Annotated in this window: 16 protein-coding genes; 7 read left to right on the top strand and 9 right to left on the bottom strand. The window is 70.5% G+C overall.

The genetic code is table 11. The features are described 5' to 3' along the window. Positions 1-39 precede the first annotated feature (39 nt). The 6 genes from ACIHCM_RS19995 to ACIHCM_RS19970 form a co-directional block, all read right to left on the bottom strand. Complete coding sequence (locus tag ACIHCM_RS19995) at positions 40-993, bottom strand: PAC2 family protein (protein ID WP_399897500.1); 954 nt, start codon at positions 991-993, stop codon at positions 40-42. Positions 994-1,160: 167 nt separating this feature from the next. Then, a complete protein-coding gene (locus ACIHCM_RS19990; RefSeq protein WP_399897497.1) occupies positions 1,161-1,832 on the bottom strand; it encodes a FadR/GntR family transcriptional regulator in 672 nt (223 codons plus the stop codon). Between the two features lie 149 nt (positions 1,833-1,981). Beyond that, positions 1,982-3,598, bottom strand: a complete 1,617-nt coding sequence (locus tag ACIHCM_RS19985) for an FAD-dependent oxidoreductase (protein ID WP_399897494.1) — start codon at positions 3,596-3,598, stop codon at positions 1,982-1,984. A gap of 50 nt (positions 3,599-3,648) precedes the next feature. Beyond that, on the bottom strand, positions 3,649-5,190 hold the full coding sequence (gene glpK / locus ACIHCM_RS19980; protein WP_399897491.1) for a glycerol kinase GlpK: 1,542 nt from the start codon (positions 5,188-5,190) through the stop codon (positions 3,649-3,651). A gap of 76 nt (positions 5,191-5,266) precedes the next feature. After that, on the bottom strand, positions 5,267-6,061 hold the full coding sequence (locus tag ACIHCM_RS19975; protein WP_399897488.1) for an MIP/aquaporin family protein: 795 nt from the start codon (positions 6,059-6,061) through the stop codon (positions 5,267-5,269). A 343-nt stretch (positions 6,062-6,404) separates the two neighbouring features. Beyond that, positions 6,405-7,169 (bottom strand): IclR family transcriptional regulator, encoded by a 765-nt coding sequence (locus ACIHCM_RS19970; RefSeq protein WP_399897485.1) that lies wholly within the window; start codon positions 7,167-7,169, stop codon positions 6,405-6,407. 314 nt (positions 7,170-7,483) lie between these two features. Between ACIHCM_RS19970 and metH the strand changes: the two genes are divergently transcribed. The 4 genes from metH (at position 7,484) to ACIHCM_RS19950 (ending at position 15,499) form a co-directional block, all read left to right on the top strand. Beyond that, a complete protein-coding gene (gene metH / locus ACIHCM_RS19965; protein WP_399897482.1) occupies positions 7,484-10,999 on the top strand; it encodes a methionine synthase in 3,516 nt (1,171 codons plus the stop codon). A 129-nt stretch (positions 11,000-11,128) separates the two neighbouring features. Continuing rightward, positions 11,129-11,821 carry an HAD family hydrolase gene (locus ACIHCM_RS19960; protein WP_399897479.1) on the top strand — a complete coding sequence of 231 codons (693 nt, stop codon included), beginning with the start codon at positions 11,129-11,131 and terminating at the stop codon, positions 11,819-11,821. 425 nt (positions 11,822-12,246) lie between these two features. After that, entirely contained in the window at positions 12,247-13,848 is a 1,602-nt protein-coding gene (locus ACIHCM_RS19955) for an ABC transporter substrate-binding protein (RefSeq protein ID WP_399897476.1), read from the top strand. 70 nt (positions 13,849-13,918) lie between these two features. Next, on the top strand, positions 13,919-15,499 hold the full coding sequence (locus tag ACIHCM_RS19950; RefSeq protein ID WP_399897473.1) for an ABC transporter substrate-binding protein: 1,581 nt from the start codon (positions 13,919-13,921) through the stop codon (positions 15,497-15,499). Positions 15,500-15,577: 78 nt separating this feature from the next. Here the strand turns inward: ACIHCM_RS19950 and ACIHCM_RS19945 are convergent, their stop codons facing one another. Both ACIHCM_RS19945 and ACIHCM_RS19940 read right to left on the bottom strand, forming a co-directional pair. Then, positions 15,578-16,249, bottom strand: a complete 672-nt coding sequence (locus ACIHCM_RS19945; RefSeq protein WP_399897470.1) for a response regulator — start codon at positions 16,247-16,249, stop codon at positions 15,578-15,580. A 14-nt stretch (positions 16,250-16,263) separates the two neighbouring features. Continuing rightward, positions 16,264-17,319, bottom strand: coding sequence for a RecB family exonuclease (locus ACIHCM_RS19940; RefSeq protein ID WP_399897467.1), 1,056 nt, complete (start codon positions 17,317-17,319; stop codon positions 16,264-16,266). Positions 17,320-17,495: 176 nt separating this feature from the next. Between ACIHCM_RS19940 and ACIHCM_RS19935 the strand changes: the two genes are divergently transcribed. From ACIHCM_RS19935 to ACIHCM_RS19925, 3 genes are all read left to right on the top strand, one after another. Then, positions 17,496-18,986, top strand: coding sequence for a site-2 protease family protein (locus ACIHCM_RS19935; protein ID WP_399897465.1), 1,491 nt, complete (start codon positions 17,496-17,498; stop codon positions 18,984-18,986). A gap of 38 nt (positions 18,987-19,024) precedes the next feature. Further along, the gene (locus tag ACIHCM_RS19930) at positions 19,025-19,927 is read left to right on the top strand and encodes a tRNA (adenine-N1)-methyltransferase (RefSeq protein WP_393102717.1); all 903 of its coding nucleotides are present in this window, start codon (positions 19,025-19,027) and stop codon (positions 19,925-19,927) included. A 203-nt stretch (positions 19,928-20,130) separates the two neighbouring features. After that, positions 20,131-20,694, top strand: a complete 564-nt coding sequence (locus tag ACIHCM_RS19925; RefSeq protein ID WP_399897462.1) for a hypothetical protein — start codon at positions 20,131-20,133, stop codon at positions 20,692-20,694. 58 nt (positions 20,695-20,752) lie between these two features. Here ACIHCM_RS19925 and ACIHCM_RS19920 read toward each other — a convergent pair whose 3' ends face one another. Continuing rightward, positions 20,753-21,058 (bottom strand): ferredoxin, encoded by a 306-nt coding sequence (locus ACIHCM_RS19920; RefSeq protein ID WP_399897457.1) that lies wholly within the window; start codon positions 21,056-21,058, stop codon positions 20,753-20,755. Between the last annotated feature and the right edge of the window lie 182 nt (positions 21,059-21,240).

The following is a 21,240-nucleotide window of genomic DNA, read 5'->3' as shown; positions in this document are numbered from 1 at the left end:
GGCCCGCTTCCCTCACGGGAAGCGGGCCCACCGCTGTGTTCACTCCTCGGACGAGTCCTCGTCGTCGTTGCCGGGCTTCGGCGGCCGCTTGTCCCGCAGATACGGCGGCCCCTCCCCGCCGTCGGTGGCGTGGCCGCCGGGTGGGGTGCCGCCGCCGTCCCGGCGCCGCAGATACCGCTCGAACTCCCGGGCGATCGCCTCGCCCGACGCCTCCGGAAGCTCCGCGGTGTCCCGGGCCTCCTCCAGCGTCTGCACGTACTCCGCCACCTCGCTGTCCTCGGCGGCCAGCTGGTCCACGCCCACCTGCCAGGCACGCGCGTCCTCGGGCAGCTCGCCCAGCGGGATGCGGACGTCGATCAGGTCCTCCAGGCGGTTGAGCAGGGCCAGCGTGGCCTTCGGGTTGGGCGGCTGCGAGACGTAGTGCGGCACGGCCGCCCAGAGCGACACCGCCGGTACGCCCGCGTGCGTGCATGCCTCCTGGAGGACCCCGACGATGCCCGTCGGGCCCTCGTACTTGGTCTCCTCCAGGTCCATGCGGCGGGCCAGGTCCGCGTCGGACGTGGTCCCGCTGATCGGGACCGGACGGGTGTGCGGGGTGTCGCCGAGCAGCGCGCCCAGGATCACCACCAGCTCCACGCCCAGCTCGTGCGCGAAGCCGAGCAGTTCGTTGCAGAACGAGCGCCAGCGCATGGACGGTTCGATGCCGCGGACCAGCACCAGGTCGCGCGGCTTCTCGCCGCCGACCCGGACCACCGACAACCTGGTCGTCGGCCAGGTGATCTTGCGGACGCCGGAGTCCATCCACACCGTGGGCCGGTTCACCTGGAAGTCGTAGTAGTCCTCGGCGTCCAGCGCCGCGAACACCTCGCCCTTCCACTCCCGCTCCAGATGCGCGACCGCGGTGGAGGCGGCGTCGCCGGCATCGTTCCAGCCCTCGAACGCGGCCACCATGACCGGGTCGATCAGCTCGGGAACCCCCTCGAGCTCGATCACCCAGCGCCTCCTTCCGACGTGCCCTCGCCTGACGTCCCAACCTTACGGCGTGCGGCGGGGGCGCCCGCAGCCCCCTTGCACGGGGGAGTGAACGGATCACTGCCCCGTTCGCCCTGCCCGGACACCCCGCGATTCATCCGAGCTGTCACCCGTTCGTACACGCTTGCTCACAGCGAACTGCGCAGCCACTGCTCCACGCTCGCGATGTGCACCGTGGCCCAGGAGCGGGCCGCGTCCGCGTCCCGGTCGCGCAGGGCGGCGAGGATCGCCCGGTGCTCGTGCAGGGTGCGGCTGACCGCGTCCCGTTGGGTCAGTCGTCGCCAGATCCGGGCCCGGGTGGCCGCCCCGGACAGGCCGTCGAGCAGCGAGCACAGCACGGAGTTGCCCGACGCCCGCACGATGTCACGGTGGAACTCCAGGTCACAGGCGACGAGTTCCTCGATGGAGGGCTGCGCGCCCAGCGCTTCCAACTTGGCCGTGAGCACGTTCAGTTCCCGCTCGCCGATGCGCGCGGCCGCCATCGCCGTGGCGGCCGGCTCCAGGATGCGGCGCACGGCGAGGAACTCCAGCACCGTGTCGTCACGGTGGAAGTCGACGACGAAGCTCAGTGCCTCCAGCAGCAGTTGGGGGTCCAGGCTGGTGACGTACGTGCCGTCGCCCTGACGCACGTCCAGGATCCGGAGCAGCGACAGCGCGCGTACGGCCTCCCGCAGCGAGTTCCGGGACAGGCCCAGGCCGGCGGCGAGTTCGCTCTCCCTGGGCAGCCGGTCGCCGGGCCGCAGCGCGCCGGAGACGATCATGCCCTTGATCTTCTCGATCGCCTCGTCCGTCACCGCCATGGCCGGCCTCCCCTGTCGCCCAGACCTCCGAGGTCTTCGCACATTATGGGGGCTCACCAGGAAGGAACGGTCCGGTGCGCGGTCCCCGCTCCCGGGCACGGCGAGGGGCGGCTCCGTCGGCGTGGAGCCGCCCCTGACCGGCGTACCGGCTACTTCCCGTCGAGCAGGTCCTGGACGTCGGCGCGGACGTCCTCCGTGGCCAGGCCGCGGATCATCAGGGTGGTGCGGCGGCGCAGCACGTCGTCCGCGGTCTCGGCCCACTCGTGGTCACGGGCCCAGACCACCTGCGCCCAGATCTCCGGGGCGTCCGGGTGGACGCGCCGGGCGAGCTCCGGGTTCTCGTTGGCGAGCCGGGCGATGTCGAAGGCCAGCGAACCGTAGTGCGTGGCAAGGTGCCTGGCGGTGTCCGCCGCCATCCGCGGGCCGGGGGCCGGGCCGTCGACCAGCAGCCGGTGGGCGACCGCGCGCGGGTTCGCGACACCCGGCAGCGGCAGCTTCTTCGGCAGGGAGGAGACCGGCTCGAAGTCCTCGCCCAGCGGGTGACCCGGCAGCGACTCCAGCTTCTTCATGATGGTGCGGCCGATGTGGCGGAAGGTCGTCCACTTGCCGCCCGCGACGGACAGCATCCCGCCCCGCCCCTCGGTGACCACCGTCTCGCGCTTGGCCTTGGCGGTGTCGCCGGGCCCGCCCGGCAGCACGCGCAGCCCCGCGAAGGCGTACGTGATGAGGTCCCGGTCGAGCTGCTGGTCCCGGATGGAGAACGCTGCCTCGTCGAGGATCTGGGATATGTCCTGGTCGTTGACCGCGACGTCGGCCGGGTCACCCTCGTAGACCTCGTCGGTGGTGCCGAGCAGCAGCATGTCCTCCCAGGGGAGGGCGAACGTGATGCGGTACTTGTCGATCGGGGTGGCGAGCGCCGCCTTCCACGGGGAGGTGCGCTTCAGGACCAGATGCGCGCCCTTCGACAGGCGGATCGACGGCGCGGCATCGGGATCCTCCATCTTGCGCAGGTGGTCGACCCAGGGGCCGGTCGCGTTCAGTACCAGACGGGCGCTCACGCCGAACTCGTCGCCGGACAGACGGTCGCGCAACTCGGCGCCGGTCACCCGCCCCCGGGTGAAGCGCAGGCCGGTGACCTCGGCGTGATTGAGGACCACGGCGCCCGACTGGGCGGCCGCGCGGACCGTCATCAGGGCCATCCGGGCGTCGTTCATCTGGTCGTCGCCGTACACGGCCACGGCCTTGAGGTTCTCGGTGCGCAGCTCGGGCACGTCCGCCTGCGCCTTGGCGGGGGAGAGCAGGTGACCCACGCCGTCGCCGAAGGCGGAGAGCATCGAGTACGCGAACACACCGGCGCCGAGCTTCGCGGCACCGTGCGGGCCGCCCTTGTACACGGGCAGGTAGAAGGTGAGCGGGTTCGCCAGGTGGGGGGCCACCTGGCGAGAGACCGCACGCCGTTCGAAGTGGTTCTCCGCCACCAGCTTCACCGCGCCGGTCTGCAGGTAGCGCAGACCGCCGTGGAGCAGCTTGGAGGAGGCGGAGGAAGTGGCGCCGGCGAAGTCTCCGGCGTCCACCAGCGCCACCCTGAGGCCGGACTGCGCGGCGTGCCAGGCGGTGGAGATGCCCAGGATGCCGCCGCCGATCACGAGAAGGTCGTACGACGCCTTGGCGAGCTGCTCCCGGGTCTCGGCTCGGCTCGGGTTCGCGCCGGAGGCCGGGTGCGTGCCCAGGGCAGGCACGGACTGCAGGGTGGACTGGCTGGTCATGTCGGGTTCTTACTCCTCGTCGGCCGACGGTGCGTCGGCCCTCGTCCGAATCAGCTCTCGTCTTCGTCGAGCCAGCCCATGGTCCGCTCGACGGCCTTGAGCCAGTTCTTGTACTCACGGTCGCGGTCGGCCGCGTCCATGCGGGGGGTCCACTCGGCGGCCCGGCGCCAGTTGGCGCGCAGGTCGTCGGTGCTGTTCCAGAAGCCGACGGCGAGACCGGCGGCGTAGGCGGCGCCGAGGCAGGTCGTCTCCGCGACCATCGGGCGCACCACGGGGGCGTCCACGAAGTCCGAGAGCGTCTGCATCAGCAGGTTGTTGGAGGTCATGCCGCCGTCGACCTTGAGGGCCGTCAGCTCCACGCCGGAGTCCTTCGTCATGGCGTCGGCGATCTCCCGCGTCTGCCAGGCGGTGGCCTCCAGCACGGCGCGCGCGAGATGTGCCTTGGTGACGTACCGGGTCAGACCGGCGATCACACCGCGGGCGTCGGAGCGCCAGTACGGGGCGAACAGGCCGGAGAAGGCCGGGACGAAGTAGGCGCCGCCGTTGTCCTCGACGGTCAGCGCGAGCGTCTCGATCTCGGCGGCCGTGGAGATCAGGCCCATCTGGTCGCGCATCCACTGCACCAGCGCACCGGTGACGGCGATGGAGCCCTCGAGGGCGTAGACCGGCTTCTGGTCGCCGATCTGGTAGCCGACGGTGGTCAGCAGCCCGCTGTAGGAGTTGATGATCTTGTCACCGGTGTTCATCACCATGAACGTGCCGGTGCCGTACGTCGACTTGGTCTCGCCCTCGGAGAAGCAGGTCTGGCCGAACAGGGCCGCCTGCTGGTCGCCCAGCGCGGAGGCGACCGGGATGCCGCCGAGCAGGTCGCCCAGCTTGCCGCCGGTGATCTCGCCGTAGACCTCGGCGGAGGAGCGGATCTCGGGCAGCATCGCCAGCGGGACACCGATGGACTCGGCGATCTTCTCGTCCCACTGCATCGTGTGCAGGTTCATGAGGAGGGTGCGCGAGGCGTTGGTGACGTCGGTGACGTGGTGGCCGCCGTTGACACCGCCGGTCAGGTTCCAGATGACCCAGGTGTCCATGGTGCCGAAGAGGATGTCGCCCGCCTCGGCGCGTTCCTTGAGGCCCTCGACGTTGTCGAGCAGCCAGCGGGCCTTGGGGCCGGCGAAGTAGGAGGCGAGGGGGAGGCCCGTCTCGCGGCGGAAGCGGTCCTGGCCGACGTTGCGGCCGAGCTCCCGGCAGAGGGCGTCGGTGCGGGTGTCCTGCCAGACGATGGCGTTGTGGACGGGCTCACCGGTGTTCTTGTCCCACAGCACGGTGGTCTCGCGCTGGTTGGTGATGCCGATGGCCTTGATGTCGTCGCGGGTGATGCCGGCCTTCTCGACGGCTCCGGCGACGACCTCCTGGACGTTGGTCCAGATCTCGGTGGCGTTGTGCTCGACCCAGCCGGGCTTGGGGAAGATCTGCTCGTGCTCCTTCTGGTCGACGGAGACGATCCTGCCGTCCCGGTCGAAGACGATGCAGCGGCTGGAGGTGGTGCCCTGGTCGATGGCTGCGATGAAGGGGCCGGCCGTGTGGGCGTCGGTCACTGTGTGCTCCTGGAGGTCCGTGTGGTCTGTGGCTGTTACGGCGTGGTGCCTGCGGCTGCGAGCGGGCGCGCCCGCTCTAGACGAATGCGACGTTGTAGAGGCCTGCGGCCGCCGCAGCGCCGATCAGCGGGCCCACCACCGGCACCCACGCGTAGCCCCAGTCGGAACCGCCCTTGTTGGGCAGGGGCAGCAGGGCGTGCACGATGCGGGGGCCGAGGTCACGGGCCGGGTTGATGGCGTAACCGGTCGGGCCGCCGAGGGAGAGGCCGATACCGACCACGACGAGGGCGACGAGCAGACCGCCGAGGGTGCCAAGACCGTTGCCCTCGTCGTTGAGACCCTGCGTGAGGATTGCGAGGACCAGCACGAACGTACCGATGATCTCGGTGGCGAGGTTCATCGCCGCGTTGCGGACCTCAGGACCGGTGGAGAAGATGCCGAGCACCGGGCCCGCGCCCTTCTCCCGCGCCTCGACCGCCTTGGCCTGCTTGGACTGGGCCTCGACGGCGTCGATGATCTCCCGGTCGGTGAGGTGTGCCTGGAACTGGCCGTAGTACGCGACCCAGACCAGGGCCGCGCCGATCATGGCGCCGAGCAGCTGACCGCCCCAGTAGATCCAGACGTTCGACCAGTCGTCGTTGGCGATCGCGAGGCCGAGGGTGACCGCCGGGTTGAGGTGGGCGCCCGACAGCGGCGCGGAGATGTAGACGGCCGTCATGACCGCGAAACCCCACCCGAAGGTGATCGCGAGCCATCCGGCGTTACGGGCCTTGGAGGCCTTGAGCACGACGGCGGCGACGACGCCTCCGCCGAGGAGGATGAGTATGGCGGTACCGATGGTCTCGCCGATGAAGATGTCGGAGCTGGACACCCGCGACTCCTTTGTCCTTCGTCCAGGGGAGCTGAACCCCGAGTCCCTTCGGGGTCCGTCGGCCCTTGGCGTCATCACACTCTAACGCGTATTGCCGGTAGGTGTTCGACAATGCCGACCGATGGACGGGAGTCTTGCTTCGGCGTTACGCGCACGTCAAGAGGTCTCTTGCCGAAAGTGCGATGGCGATCGGTTGTGTTGAGTTATGAGCCCGTGAGTCGAGTAGGCCCTCATCTGACTTATATGCCCGTTTTGGGCATGCCGAGATCCGGGACGGCGCAACGGCGTCCCGGTGTCCTCCGGTGGAATGACCCAAGTGCTGGTCAGGCCGCCCGCAGGCGGCTCAGAATCGCCCGGCCCCGAGATCGCGCGACACCGCGCGGGCGCAGTCCCGCACCGCCGCGATCAGCTCGGGCCGCAGTTCCCCGTCCCGGCCCAGACGCTCCACGGCGCCCGTGATGCCGACGGCGCCCACGGGCATGCGCCGCCGGTCGTGGATGGGCGCGGCCACGGAGGCGACGCCCTCCCAGGTCTCCTCCACGTCCGCGGCGTACCCCCGCGCGCGGGTGAGGTCCAGGACGTGCTCGAAGGCGCTCAGGTCGCACACCGTGCGGTCCGTGAAGGCCTTGCGGTCCGACTCCAGGGCCTCGCTGTGCGCGACCGGGTCGTAGGCCGACAGCACCTTGCCCAGGGCCGTGGAGTGCAATGGCTGCATGGCGCCGATCTCCAGCACCTGCCGGCTGTCGTCGGGCCGGAAGACGTGGTGCACGATCAGCACGCCCTGCTGGTGCAGAACCCCCAGATAGACGCTTTCGCCGCTGGAGCGGGCCAGGTCGTCGGCCCACACCAGGGCGCGCGCCCGCAGCTCGTGCACGTCCAGGTAGGTGGTGCCGAGGCGCAGCAGCTCGGCGCCCAGCTGGTAGCGCCCGGAGGCCTCGTCCTGTTCGACGAAGCCCTCCTGCTGGAGGGTGCGCAGGATGCCGTGGGCGGTGCCCTTGGCCAGCCCCAGCGCCGAGGCGATGTCCGACAGGCCCAGCCGCCGCTCACCGCCCGCGAGCAGGCGCAGCATCGCGGCCGCCCGTTCGAGCGACTGGATGTTCCGTGCCATCGCCGTCCTGCCTCCGTCCCCTTCGACCGTCGGGCAGCGGCGTCGCTGCCGCCGTACGGCAATGTCCACTGTTCGGCAATGCCGAACACTACCGGTCCATGCCGACCTCCCGCCAATGGCCGGTCAGCCGCTGTTGTGTCCCACGCCTCCCGGGAGTGGCCTCGGCGCCACGCGGGGGTCCGCGTCGTGGACGCCCCTGACCCTAGGCCCCGGTCCCGGCTACGCTGGCCGCGTGCGCCCTTCCCGGGAGGTGCCTGACGAGCATCCGGGAAGACGCAAAGCCGACAGCCGTCGCACTCCAGGGAGCCCCTTAAATGGCCTCGTCGCCGCAGCAGTCCCCCGCCACCGACAGCAGGACCCGCGCGTCCGCCCTCCGTGAGGCACTGGCCACCCGTGTGGTCGTGGCCGACGGAGCGATGGGCACCATGCTCCAGGCGCAGGACCCGACCCTCGAGGACTTCCAGAACCTCGAAGGCTGTAACGAGGTGCTGAACGTCACCCGTCCGGACATCGTCCGCTCGGTCCACGCCGAGTACTTCGACGCGGGCGTGGACTGCGTGGAGACCAACACCTTCGGCGCGAACCTGTCCGCCCTCGGCGAGTACGACATCGCCGACCGGATCGTCGAGCTGGCCGAGGCCGGCGCGCGCATCGCCCGCGAGACGGCCGACGACTACACGCGGCGCACCGGACAGCAGCGCTGGGTGCTCGGCTCCATGGGCCCCGGCACCAAGCTGCCCACCCTGGGGCACACCACCTTCGCCGCGATCCGCGACGCCTACCAGCAGAACGCCGAGGGCCTCCTCGCGGGCGGCGCCGACGCGCTGCTCGTGGAGACCACCCAGGACCTCCTGCAGACCAAGGCCTCGGTCGTCGCCGCCCGCCGGGCGATGGAGACGGCCGGGTACGACGTACCGCTGATCGTCTCGGTGACCGTCGAGACCACGGGCACCATGCTGCTCGGCTCCGAGATCGGCGCCGCGCTGACCGCCCTGGAGCCGCTCGGCATCGACATGATCGGCCTGAACTGCGCGACCGGCCCGGCCGAGATGAGCGAGCACCTGCGCTTCCTCGCCCGCCACTCGCGCGTCCGCCTGTCCTGCATGCCGAACGCCGGCCTGCCCGTGCTGACCTCGTCCGGCGCCCACTACCCGCTGACTGCGCCGGAGCTGGCCGACGCCCAGGAGAACTTCGTCCGCGACTACGGCCTCTCCCTGGTCGGCGGTTGCTGCGGCACGACTCCGGAGCACCTGCGCCAGGTCGTCGAGCGGGTCCGTGACCTCACCCCGACCGAGCGTGACCCGCGCCCCGAGCCGGGCGCCGCCTCGCTCTACCAGTCGGTGCCGTTCCGTCAGGACACCTCGTACCTGGCGATCGGCGAGCGCACCAACGCCAACGGCTCGAAGAAGTTCCGCGAGGCCATGCTGGAGGCCCGCTGGGACGACTGCGTGGAAATGGCCCGCGAGCAGATCCGCGAGGGCGCGCACCTGCTCGACCTGTGCGTGGACTACGTCGGCCGGGACGGCGTCGCCGACATGGAGGAACTGGCCGGCCGCTTCGCCACCGCCTCCACCCTGCCGATCGTCCTCGACTCGACCGAGGTCGACGTCATCCAGGCGGGCCTGGAGAAGCTCGGTGGCCGCGCGGTGATCAACTCCGTCAACTACGAGGACGGCGACGGCCCCGAGTCCCGCTTCGCCAAGGTCACCCGGCTGGCCCAGGAGCACGGCGCCGCGCTGATCGCCCTCACCATCGACGAGGAGGGCCAGGCCCGCACCGCGGAGAAGAAGGTCGAGATCGCCGAGCGGCTCATCGACGACCTGACCGGCAACTGGGGCATCCGCGAGGAGGACATCCTCATCGACTGCCTCACCTTCACGATCTGCACCGGCCAGGAGGAGTCCCGCAAGGACGGCATCGCCACCATCGAGGCGATTCGCGAGCTGAAGCGCCAGCACCCCGCCGTGCAGACGACGCTGGGCCTGTCCAACATCTCCTTCGGCCTCAACCCGGCCGCTCGCATCCTGCTCAACTCCGTCTTCCTCGACGAGTGCGTCAAGGCCGGCCTGGACTCGGCGATCGTGCACGCCTCCAAGATCCTGCCGATCGCCCGCTTCGACGACGAACAGGTGAACACGGCCCTCGACCTGATCCACGACCGCCGGAGCGAGGGCTACGACCCGCTGCAGAAGCTGATGGCGCTGTTCGAGGGCGCCACGGCGAAGTCGCTCAAGGCCGGCAAGGCCGAGGAACTGGCCGCCCTGCCCCTGGAGGAGCGGCTGCGCCGGCGCATCATCGACGGCGAGCGCAACGGCCTGGAGCAGGACCTCGACACCGCCCTTGAGGACCGGCCCGCCCTGGACATCGTCAACGACACGCTCCTGGAGGGCATGAAGGTCGTCGGCGAGCTGTTCGGCTCCGGCCAGATGCAGCTGCCGTTCGTGCTCCAGTCCGCCGAGGTGATGAAGAACGCGGTGGCCTACCTGGAGCCGCACATGGAGAAGACCGACGACGACGGCAAGGGCACGATCGTGCTGGCCACCGTGCGCGGCGACGTGCACGACATCGGCAAGAACCTGGTCGACATCATCCTGTCCAACAACGGCTACAACGTCGTCAACCTGGGCATCAAGCAGCCCGTCTCCGCGATCCTGGAGGCGGCCGAGGAGCACAAGGCCGACGTCATCGGCATGTCCGGCCTCCTGGTGAAGTCCACGGTGATCATGAAGGAGAACCTGGAGGAGCTCAACGCCCGGGGCCTGGCCGCCAGCTACCCGGTCATCCTCGGCGGAGCCGCGCTCACCCGGGCGTACGTCGAGCAGGACCTGCACGAGATCTACGAGGGCGAGGTCCGCTACGCCCGCGACGCCTTCGAGGGCCTGCGCCTGATGGACGCGCTGATCGGCGTCAAGCGCGGCGTGCCCGGCGCGAAGCTGCCGGAGCTGCGGCAGCGCCGGGTGCGGGCGGCCGCCGTCGAGGTCGAGGAGCGCCCGGAGGAGGGCCACGTCCGCTCCGACGTCGCCACCGACAACCCGGTCCCCGAGCCGCCGTTCTGGGGCACCCGCGTCATCAAGGGCATCCAGCTCAAGGAGTACGCGTCCTGGCTGGACGAGGGCGCGCTGTTCAAGGGCCAGTGGGGTCTGAAGCAGGCCCGCACCGGCGAGGGCCCGTCCTACCAGGAACTGGTCGAGAGCGAGGGCCGGCCCCGGCTGCGCGGGCTGCTGGACCGGCTCCAGACGGAGAACCTCCTGGAGGCGGCCGTCGTCTACGGCTACTTCCCGTGCGTCTCCAAGGACGACGACCTGATCATCCTCGACGACGCGGGCAACGAGCGCACCCGCTTCACCTTCCCGCGCCAGCGCCGCGGCCGCCGGCTGTGCCTGGCGGACTTCTTCCGCCCCGAGGAGTCCGGCGAGACGGACGTCGTCGGCCTCCAGGTCGTGACCGTCGGCTCCCGGATCGGCGAGGAGACCGCCCGGCTGTTCGAGTCCGACTCCTACCGCGACTACCTGGAGCTGCACGGCCTGTCGGTGCAGCTCGCGGAGGCGCTCGCCGAGTACTGGCACGCGCGCGTGCGCGCCGAACTCGGCTACGCCGGCGAGGACCCCGCCGACATCGAGGACATGTTCGCGCTGAAGTATCGCGGTGCCCGCTTCTCGCTCGGCTACGGCGCCTGCCCCGACCTGGAGGACCGGGCGAAGATCGCCGCCCTGCTGGAGCCGGAGCGGATCGGTGTGCAACTGTCGGAGGAGTTCCAGCTGCACCCCGAGCAGTCCACCGACGCCATCGTGATCCACCACCCGGAGGCGAAGTACTTCAACGCACGGTGACGCCGGGCGCGACTCCCTGTGACGTGTCACACCGCGCGCTGATCGGATCGGACGTACACTGGTCGGTCCACAGTAGGCCGGTTCCCTACCCGGGAACCGGCCTGCTCGTCCCTCCAGGAGGTACGCCGGATGACGACGACGGTCCCCGCTATCGGCACCCGCACGGCCGAAGGCTCCGCGCTGCAGGCCGTGCTCCTCGACATGGACGGCACCCTGGTGGACACCGAGGGCTTCTGGTGGGACGTGGAGTGCGAGGTCTTCGCGGGTCTCGGTCACACCCTCGACGACTCCTGGCGCCATGTCGTGGTCGGCGGCCCGATGACCCGCAGTGCGGGGTTCCTGATCGAGGCCACCGGCGCCGACATCACCCTTGCCGAGCTCACGGTGCTGCTGAACCAGGGGTTCGAGGACCGGATCGACCGGGCGCTGCCGCTGATGCCGGGAGCCGCCCGGCTGCTCGGCGAACTCGCCGCGCACGAGATCCCGACGGCGCTGGTCTCGGCCTCCCACCGGCGCATCATCGACCGCGTCCTGGGCATCGTGGGGGCCCAGTACTTCGCCCTGACGGTGGCCGGTGACGAGGTCGCCCGCACCAAGCCGCACCCGGACCCCTATCTCTTCGCCGCCGCCGGGCTCGGTGCGGATCCGGCCAGATGCGCGGTGGTCGAGGACACCGCGACCGGCGTGGCCGCGGCCGAGGCGGCGGGCTGCCACGTGGTTGCCGTCCCCTCGGTGGCCCCCATCTCGCCGGCCGCGCGGCGCACCGTGGTGCGCTCCCTCGAAGAGGTGGACCTGGCGTTTCTGCGCGGCCTGCTGAACTGATGACACGAACGCGCGGGGCGTTCACGCACCGCGCGGCGACTGAACGGCAGTTCAATCGCGGGCGAACGGCCGGCGCGGCGGATGGCCGAATCCCGGCGCGTCCACACCCCGTTGGCGGTGTGACGTTCCCCACTGCGGCAGGGGTCGACAGGGTGGCGCACCTGTGCAGACACACCCCATAACAGGGTGGCTGCCCCGCCTTTGTGTCCCGATTCAGGGGATGCTGCACGAATCCTTCCCCTGTCGGGTTTTCGGTGCGTCCGCGCCCGGTTTCGCAGCGTGATGGATGTTCAACTCCGGTGCCCGCGAGCCCCGTCACGCGCGCGCACTAATCTCGTCGCGAGAACCTCACCCCGCCCCTGTGAACGGCTGCGCCACCCCTGCACGCCGGCTACACGGACCAGACAGCTGTGGAGAATCCGAGCATGAACCGCAAGACCTTGGTGCTGCCGGCCGTGGTCGGTCTGCTTGCTCCCGCGCTCGCGGCGTGCGGAGGGTCCGACGGCGGAGGTGACGGTGGCGGCGTGATCGTCGTCGGCACCACGGACCGGTTCATCGCCACCAAGGACGCCCCCGCACCCCTCGACCCGGCGTACGCCTACGACGTGGGCTCCTGGAACGTGCTCCGCCAGACCGTGCAGACCCTCATGGTCCAGCCGCGCGGCGAAGGCGCCCCTGTCCCCGAGGCCGCCGAGAGCTGTGGGTTCACCGACTCCGGCAACGAGCGCTACGCCTGCAAGCTGCGCCCGGACCTGAAGTTCTCCAACGGCGACGACGTCACCGCGGCCGACGTGAAGTTCTCCATCGACCGGGCCCTCGCCATCAAGGCGGACAGCGGTGTCTTCGCCCTGCTGTCCACCGTCGACACGGTCGAGACCAAGGGCGACGAGGAGATCATCTTCCACCTCAAGACCGCCGACGCCACCTTCCCGTACAAGCTGTCGACCCCGGTCGCGGGCATCGTGAACCCCGACAACTACGAGAAGGACAAGCTGCGCGACGGCTTCCAGGTCGACGGCTCCGGCCCGTACACACTCAAGGGCGAGGAGAAGGACGGCGAGCTGGTCAGATCCGTGTTCACCAAGAACCCCCACTACCAGGGGGCGTTGAAGGTGAACAACGAGGAGATCGACATGGTCTCCTACGAGGACGCCGACGCCATGGGCACCGCCCTCGACGAGGGCGACATCGACGTCATGACCCGCACCATGACGCCGGAGCAGATCAACAAGCTGGCGACCGCCGACAGCGATGTCGACCTGGTCGAGATGCCCGGCCTGGAGATCCGCTACCTGGCCTTCAACACCGACGCCCCGACGGTGAAGAGCAAGGCCGTGCGCCAGGCCATGGCGCAGCTCGTCAACCGCGACGAACTCGTCTCCGCGGTCTACGGCTCCCAGGCCGAGCCCCTGTACTCGCTGGTCCCGGCCTCCATCACCGGCCACTCCAACGCGTTCTTCAACAAGTACGGCGACCCCAGCGTCGCCAAGGCCAAGGCCATGCTCGAGGACGCCGGTGTCACCACGCCGGTGAAGCTGACCCTGCACTACACGACCGACCACTACGGCGCCGCCACCAAGAAGGAGTTCGAGGAGCTGCGCGGGCAGCTCAACGGCAGCGGCCTGTTCGAGGTCGGTCTCGAGGGCGCCCCCTGGGACACCTTCGTCCCGGCAGAGCGCAACGGTGAGTACGACGTCTTCGGGATGGGCTGGTTCCCCGACTTCCCGGACGCCGACAGCTATGTCGCGCCGTTCCTGGACAAGGACAACTTCCTCAAGTCGCCATATGCGAACAGCGAGATCCGCAACACCCTGATCCCGGACTCCCGGCGCGAGGTCGACCGTCTCGCCGCCGCCGACAGCCTGAACAGGATTCAGGACATCGTGGCCGAGGACGTACCCGTGCTGCCCCTGTGGCAGGGCAATCAGTACGTGGCGGCGCGTGACGACGTCACCGGCGTCGCCTACGCGCTCAACTCCTCCGCGACCCTCCAGCTGTGGGAGCTCGGCCGTGGTGTGAGCGGCTGACGACCACCGGCACGCGCCCGGGTGCTGGACGGCGGCCCGGGGAACTTCGAGAACGACGTAAGGCACGCACGTGAACATGCGCAACCAGTGGCCGGTCCTGCCGATCGTGGCCGGTCTGGCCTCCGGCCTGCTGACCGGATGCGGTTCCGAGTCCGGCGACTCCGCGGAGAACGGCTCCAACGTGGTCGTGGGGATGTCCGACGACGTCCTCGCCACGGACCCGGCGTCCGGCTACGACCCCGGATCCTGGCTGTTGTTCAACAACGTCTTCCAGTCCCTGCTCAGCTTCCCCAAGGGCGGTACCGAGCCCCAGCCGGAGCTGGCCCAGGCGTGCAACTTCACGGACACCTCGACGAAGGTCTACAAGTGCACCCTGAAGGACGGCCTGAAGTTCAGCAACGGTGACCCGCTCACGTCGAAGGACGTCAAGTTCTCCTTCGACCGCATGCTGAAGGTCAACGACGCGGCCGGCCCGGCGATCATGTTCCCCATGCTCGACGCGGTCGAGACGCCGAACGCGAAGACCGTCGTGTTCAACCTGAAGGTCGCCGACGCCACCTTCCCGAGCAAGATCGCCTCGGGTGCCGGCTCGATCGTCAACCACCGCGAGTACGACGCCGGCGCGCTGCGCAAGGACGGCAAGGCGGTCGGCTCCGGCCCGTACAAGCTCGACTCGTTCACCGAGGACGAGGCCGTCTTCTCGGTCAACGAGAACTACCAGGGCACCGCCGAGGTGCAGAACTCCGGCGTCACCCTGAAGTTCTTCCACGGCGACCGCGGCGCGCTGAAGAAGGCGCTCCAGGCCAAGGACGTCGACATCGCCTACCGAGGCCTGAGCGCCGCCGACATCGCCGACGTCGAACAGGCCGACTCCGACTCCGGCGTCAAGGTCATCGAGGGCAGCAGCGCCGAGGTCCAGCACCTGGTCTTCAACATGGACGACCCGGTCGCCGGCAAGCTCGGCGTCCGCCAGGCGATCGCCCACCTGATCGACCGCGACGCCCTCATCGAGGACGTCTACCAGGGCACCGCGACCCCGCTGTACTCGATCATCCCGGCCGGTATCGCGGGCCACAACACCGCCTTCTTCGACACCTACGGCGCCCGCCCGTCCAAGGCCAAGGCCGAGGCGGCGCTGCGTGCCGACGGGATCACCGACAAGGTGAAGATCACCCTGTGGTCCACCCCGTCCCGCTACGGCCCGGCGACCGACGAGGAACTGCAGGCGATAGCGGCCCAGCTGAACGGCAGCGGCCTGTTCGCCGCCGACGTGAAGTCCGTCGCCTTCGACCAGTACGAGCAGGACATCGCGGCGGGCAAGTACGGCGTCTACGTCAAGGGCTGGGTGCCCGACTACCCGGACGCCGACAACTTCACCGCCCCGTTCTTCGGTGAGGGCAACGTCCTGGAGAACAACTACAGCAACGACACGATCTCCGGCTCGCTCATCCCGCGCACGGCCGCCCAGAGCGACCGCGCCGCCACCGACGACGAGTACGGCGAGCTGCAGGACATGGTCGCCGAGGACGTCCCCCTGCTGCCGGTCTGGCAGGCCAAGCAGTACGCGGTCGTCCGCGAGGAGGTCTACGGCCTGGAGTACTGCCTGGACGCCTCGACCGTCTTCCGCTTCTGGGAGATCAGCAAGGGCTGAGGCCCGGTCACGCCGAACGCCGAGGGCGCCCACTTCCCCGGGGAAGTGGGCGCCCTCGGCGTCGTGGGTGCCGGCCGGTCACTGCGCGCCGGGCCGCACCAGACCGCTCTCGTACGCGTACACCGCGGCCTGCACCCGGTCGCGCAGCCCCAGCTTGGTGAGGACGTGGCCCACGTGCGTCTTGACCGTCGTCTCGCTGACGAACAGGTCGGCGGCGATCTCGGCGTTGGACAGGCCGCGCGCGACCAGCTTCAGCACCTCGACCTCGCGCTCGGTGAGCGTGCCCAGGGTGTCCGGGACGGGCTCCTCCCCGGACGGCAGATGCGTGGCGTACTTGTCGAGCAGCCGGCGCGTGATGCTCGGGGCGAGCATCGCCTCACCACCCGCCACCACCCGGATCGCCTGCACCAGCTCGTTGGCCGGGGCGTCCTTCAGCAGGAAGCCGCTGGCGCCGGCCTTCAGGGCCTCCACCACGTACTCGTCGAGGTCGAAGGTGGTCAGCACCAGGACCTTCGCCGGGCCGTCCCGGCCGGGGCCGGTGATCTGCCGGGTCGCCTCCACGCCGTCCATCCGCGGCATGCGGATGTCCATCAGCACCACGTCGGGCTGCAGCGCCCGTACCTGGTCGAGTGCCTGGAGGCCGTCCCCGGCCTCGCCGACGACCGCGATGTCCTGCTCGGCCTCCAGGATCATGCGGAAGCCCGTACGCAGCAGCGGCTGGTCGTCGACCAGTAGGACGCGGATGGCCACGTAAGTCTCCTTCGCTAGTCCGGCCCCATTCTGCCCTGCGGGGCCTCACCCGATTCGGGCGCCCTCGCGGGAGCGGGAAGGGCCTCGCCGGCAGCCGGGCGCACCGGCAGGGGATACGGCGGGGGAGTGCCGCCGAACTCCGGGCAGTGCTCCTGGTGGTCGCACCAGCCGCACAGCTTGGTCGGACGGGGCCGCCAGTCCCCCGTCTCCGTGGCCTGGCGGATCGCCTCCCACAGCGCCAGCAGCTTGCGCTCGACCCGCTCCAGATCGGCGAGGACCGGGTCGTACGTCAGCACGTCACCGCTGCCGAGATAGACCAGCTGGAGCCGGCGCGGGACCACCTTCTTCAGCCGCCAGACGACCAGCGCGTAGAACTTCATCTGGAACAGGGCACCCTCGGCGTACTCGGGCCGGGGAGCCTTGCCCGTCTTGTAGTCGACGATCCGGACCTCGCCGGTCGGTGCCACGTCGACCCGGTCGATGATGCCGCGCAGGCGCAGGCCCGAGTCCAGCTCCGTCTCGACGAACAGCTCCCGCTCGGCGGGCTCCAGCCGGGTCGGATCCTCCAGCGTGAACCAGCGCTCGACGAGCTGCTCCGCCTCCGTCAGCCACCCGGCCAGCCGCTCGCCCTCCGGGTCGTCGGCGAACAGCTCCTCGACCTCCGGCCTGGCCTCGCGCAGCCGCTGCCACTGGCCGGGGATCAGGGCCTTGGCGCGCGGCGGCGTCCGCTCGCCCGCGGGGGCGTCGAAGAGGCGCTCCAGGACCGAGTGCACCAGGGTGCCCCGGGTCGCGGCCGCGCTGGGCTTCTCGGGCAGCCGGTCGATCACCCGGAACCGGTAGAGCAGCGGGCACTGCATGAAGTCGCCGGCACGTGAGGGGGAGAGCGAGGTCGGCGCTATGACGACGGGCCCTGCGACCACGGCCGGGACGGCGGCCTCGGCTGCCGCCGTCACCGCCGTCATCGCGCATCGCGTCGTAGGCTCGACCACGACGGACGGATCCGGATCCGCCGCCTCGGCCCTGCCGCCGCCTGGGGGCTGCTGCGCCGCGCCCTCGGTGCTGGTGTCCATGCCCACAGACCATACGGCCCGCCACCGACAGTGACCCCGGCCGCGGGTCTTGAGGGGGCGAAGACGGGGAAAACAGAGGGGGTGCCGGGGCGGAACGCGCCCCAACGGACGCATACCATCGACCCGAGACCCTTCCGCCCGGCAGGCGCGGGAGACGCTTCGAACGAGGGGACACCGTGGACGAGAGCGGCGGGAGCGGGCAGCCGCGGCCGGGCACAGACGAGTCGCACCGGCACCAGCCAGACCGTACGACCCCGGCCACGGACCCCACACGCCCGGACCCGTCCCGGCCGGCACCCCCACCCGCCCCCACCGACCCGGCCGAGCCCGGCCCGGCCCCGGAGGCACGAGCCGCACACGATCGGCCGAACGGCCCCGAGGGCGACCGCCGGCCCCGCCCCGGTCACGTCGCACAAGGCGGGGCGGACCAGCCACGCGGCGACCACGCGTCCCACCCGGCCCACCGCACCCTCGCCCACTCCGCCCCCGGCAAAGGTGCCGCCCCCCGGCCCCCGGAGCCGCGCGGCGGGCTGCTGATGGGACGTCTCTTCGGAGTGCCGGTGTACGTCGCGCCCAGCTGGTTCCTGGTCGCCGCACTGATCACCTGGGTGTTCGGCGGGCAGCTGGAGCGCGTGCTGCCCGAACTGGGCGCCGCCCGCTACCTGGTCTCCCTGTTCTTCGCCGTCGCCTTCTACGCCTCCGTGCTCGTGCACGAGCTGGCCCACACCGTGGTCGCGCTGCGCTACAAGCTGCCGGTCCGCCGTATCCAGCTCCAGTTCTTCGGCGGGGTCTCCGAGATCGAGAAGGAGGCCGAGACACCGGGCCGCGAGTTCGTACTCGCGTTCGTCGGCCCGCTCCTCTCCCTCGTGCTGGCCGGCCTCTTCTACCTCGCCATGCAGCCCGTCGAGCCCGGCACGGTCCCCGGCGTCCTGCTGGCCGGCCTGATGATCTCCAACCTCATCGTGGCCGTCTTCAACCTCCTGCCCGGCCTCCCGCTCGACGGCGGACGCATGCTCCGCGCCGTCGTCTGGAAGATCACCGGCAGGCCGATGAGCGGCACCGTCGCCGCCGCCTGGGTCGGCCGCGCGCTCGCCGTCTCCGTGCTGATCGGGCTCCCGCTGCTCACCCAGTCCGGCGCGCTCGGCCGGGACGCCGTGGACAACGTCGGCATGGACACCGTCCTGGACGCCCTGCTGGCCGCCATCCTCGCCGCCATCATCTGGACCGGCGCCGGCAACAGCCTGCGCGTCGCCCGGCTGCGCGAGCACCTTCCCGAACTGCGCGCCCGCAACCTCACCCGGCGCGCGGTCCCGGTCGAGGGTGACACCCCCCTGTCCGAGGCCCTGCGCCGCGCCAACGCCGCGGGAGCGCGCGCCCTGGTCGTCGTCGACGCCGAGGGCAACCCGCTCTCGCTGGTCCGCGAGGCCGCCATCGTCGGCGTACCCGAACACCGCCGTCCCTGGGTCGCGGTCAGCGGGCTCGCGCAGGACCTCACGGACGGCATGCGCGTCTCCGCCGAGCTGGCCGGCGAGGACCTCCTGGAGGTGCTCCGGGCCACCCCCGCGACCGAGTACCTGGTGGTCGAGGAGACCGGCGAGATCTACGGCGTGCTGTCCGCCGCGGACGTCGAGCGGGCCTTCGTGAAGGCCATGGCCAGGCCCTCCTAGTGGTCGGCTGCCCCTGCAAACGCCGGTAGGCTGTTCACATGTCCGAACCGACCGGTGCCGCCCGCAGGCGCGGGCCCTTCAAGGTCGGGGACCAGGTACAGCTGACCGACCCCAAGGGCCGCCACTACACGTTCACGCTCGAGGCCGGGAAGAACTTCCACACCCACAAGGGTTCCTTCCCGCACGACGAGCTGATCGGCGCTCCCGAGGGCAGCGTTGTCCGCACCACCGGAAACGTCGCCTACCTCGCGCTGCGCCCCCTGCTCCCCGACTACGTCCTGTCCATGCCCCGTGGGGCAGCCGTCGTCTACCCCAAGGACGCGGGGCAGATCCTGTCCTTCGCCGACATCTTCCCCGGCGCGCGCGTCGTGGAGGCCGGCGTCGGCTCCGGCTCGCTCAGCAGCTTCCTGCTGCGCGCCATCGGCGACCAGGGCATGCTGCACTCCTACGAGCGCCGCGAGGACTTCGCCGAGATCGCCCGGGCCAACGTGGAGCGCTACTTCGGCGGCCCGCACCCGGCGTGGCAGCTCACCGTCGGCGACCTCCAGGACAACCTGTCCGACGCCGACGTCGACCGCGTCATCCTCGACATGCTCGCCCCGTGGGAGTGCCTGGAGGCCGTCTCCAAGGCGCTGGTGCCCGGCGGCATCCTGTGCTGCTACGTCGCGACCACCACCCAGCTCGCCCGGACCGTCGAGTCCATCCGCGAGATCGGCTGCTTCAACGAGCCGACGTCCTGGGAGACGATGATCCGCAACTGGCACGTCGAGGGCCTCGCCGTCCGCCCGGACCACCGGATGATCGGCCACACCGGCTTCCTCCTCACCGCCCGCCGTCTCGCCGACGGCGTCGAGCCGCCGATGCGCCGCCGCCGCCCCGCCAAGGGCGCCTACGGCGAGGACTACTCCGGCCCCAACGCCGACGGAGGCATGGGCCGCTGAGGCGGGCCCCGTACCGCGTACAACGTGGCGGCGCCGTGGCCGAGTTCCCGCAGACCGCAGGGAACGCGGCCACGGCGCCCTCGCGTTGACGCCCTGGCGGACGCCTGCCGCACCAGGGCAGACCCCGCCGTTCCCCAACACTGTGACGTGTGGCACCATGCTGGCCACCCCCACCGGCACAGCCCTCACAGGAGACACTCCTAGTGCAGCAACCCGCCGTTCCGGAACTGGCGCACACGCACACCCGTCCCATCCACTGGGTCGCCACCGCGACCGCCGTCGCGGGCGTCGTCGCCCTGTCGTCCCTGCTGCCGACGGGCTCGGCGACCGCCGCCCAGGTGCCGGACGCCCGGCCGGCCGCCGCGCCGCCCACCACCGAGGGCGTCACCTTCCCCCTCGAATGCGGTCCCGTGAAGGCCGTGGTGGAGCGGAAGGCGTCCGGAGATCTCGACGGCGACGGGCGGCCGGAAACGGTCGCCGTGGTGCACTGCGACGCCGGCATCAGCACGCCCCCCGACGGCGTGTACGTCCTCACCCACGGGGGCGACCCGGCCCGCCCCCGCGTGGTCGCCACGCTGGTCGATCCCAAGGACCGGTTCACCGTCCGCGACTTCACCGTCCGGGACGGAGCCGTCCTCGCGACGCTGCTCGGCTACTCGTCCTCCGGCGTCCCGACCTGCTGCCCGGACCTGGAGGAGGACGCGAAGTGGCAATGGCGCAACGGTGCGTTCGTCCGCTCGTCACCCGCCGACGCCCGGAGCGTCTGACGCACGCAACCCGCGCATGTGAGAAATCAGACAGTCGTAACGGGGCGTAGAGATCCGGTCACTCTGCGTCCGGTCCGTAGACCTCGACCCTGTCCGAAATCCGTCGTACATGGATGCAGTCGCCCGGACACTCCTTCGCCGAGTCGATCACATCAGTGAGGAGCGGCAGCGGTACGGGCGTTGCGGCCCCCCGGTCCTGCAACAGCTCGTCGTCCGCGCTCTTCACGTAGGCCAGACCGTCGATGTCCAGCTCGAACACCTCGGGCGCGTACTGGGCGCAGATGCCGTCGCCGGTACAGAGATCCTGATCGATCCAGACCTCGAGTGCCTCGCTGTCGACTCCGGCCTCCTGCTGCACGTTCACCTCTCCTGCCGTTTGCCCGCCCGGCCGTACGGGAATCCGGCCAGCTCTGACGGGTGTTGAACGCTTCGACCCTACCTTCGCTCGCTTTCGTATCCCGTTCGCTGGGTATTCCCCTGGCGTGAGGGAGAGCGCAAGGGTGAAGATCGGACACACCTCGACAGTCTTTGTGATCTAGGGGTTTC

Origin of the sequence: Streptomyces sp. NPDC052023 (assembly GCF_044548465.1) — a bacterium.
Lineage (GTDB): Bacteria > Actinomycetota > Actinomycetes > Streptomycetales > Streptomycetaceae > Streptomyces.
The sequence above is the reverse complement of the archived record's forward strand: the minus strand, read 5'-3'. Positions and strand labels throughout refer to the sequence as shown.

Excerpts from the sequence above, each read along its gene's own strand:
- ACIHCM_RS19990 (WP_399897497.1), bottom strand. The coding sequence starts at position 1,832 with ATGGCGGTGACGGACGAGGCGATCGAGAAGATCAAGGGCATGATCGTC.
- ACIHCM_RS19985 (WP_399897494.1), bottom strand. The coding sequence starts at position 3,598 with ATGACCAGCCAGTCCACCCTGCAGTCCGTGCCTGCCCTGGGCACGCAC.
- ACIHCM_RS19970 (WP_399897485.1), bottom strand. The coding sequence starts at position 7,169 with ATGGCACGGAACATCCAGTCGCTCGAACGGGCGGCCGCGATGCTGCGC.
- metH (WP_399897482.1), top strand. The coding sequence starts at position 7,484 with ATGGCCTCGTCGCCGCAGCAGTCCCCCGCCACCGACAGCAGGACCCGC.
- ACIHCM_RS19960 (WP_399897479.1), top strand. The coding sequence starts at position 11,129 with ATGACGACGACGGTCCCCGCTATCGGCACCCGCACGGCCGAAGGCTCC.
- ACIHCM_RS19955 (WP_399897476.1), top strand. The coding sequence starts at position 12,247 with ATGAACCGCAAGACCTTGGTGCTGCCGGCCGTGGTCGGTCTGCTTGCT.
- ACIHCM_RS19940 (WP_399897467.1), bottom strand. The coding sequence starts at position 17,319 with ATGGACACCAGCACCGAGGGCGCGGCGCAGCAGCCCCCAGGCGGCGGC.
- ACIHCM_RS19930 (WP_393102717.1), top strand. The coding sequence starts at position 19,025 with ATGTCCGAACCGACCGGTGCCGCCCGCAGGCGCGGGCCCTTCAAGGTC.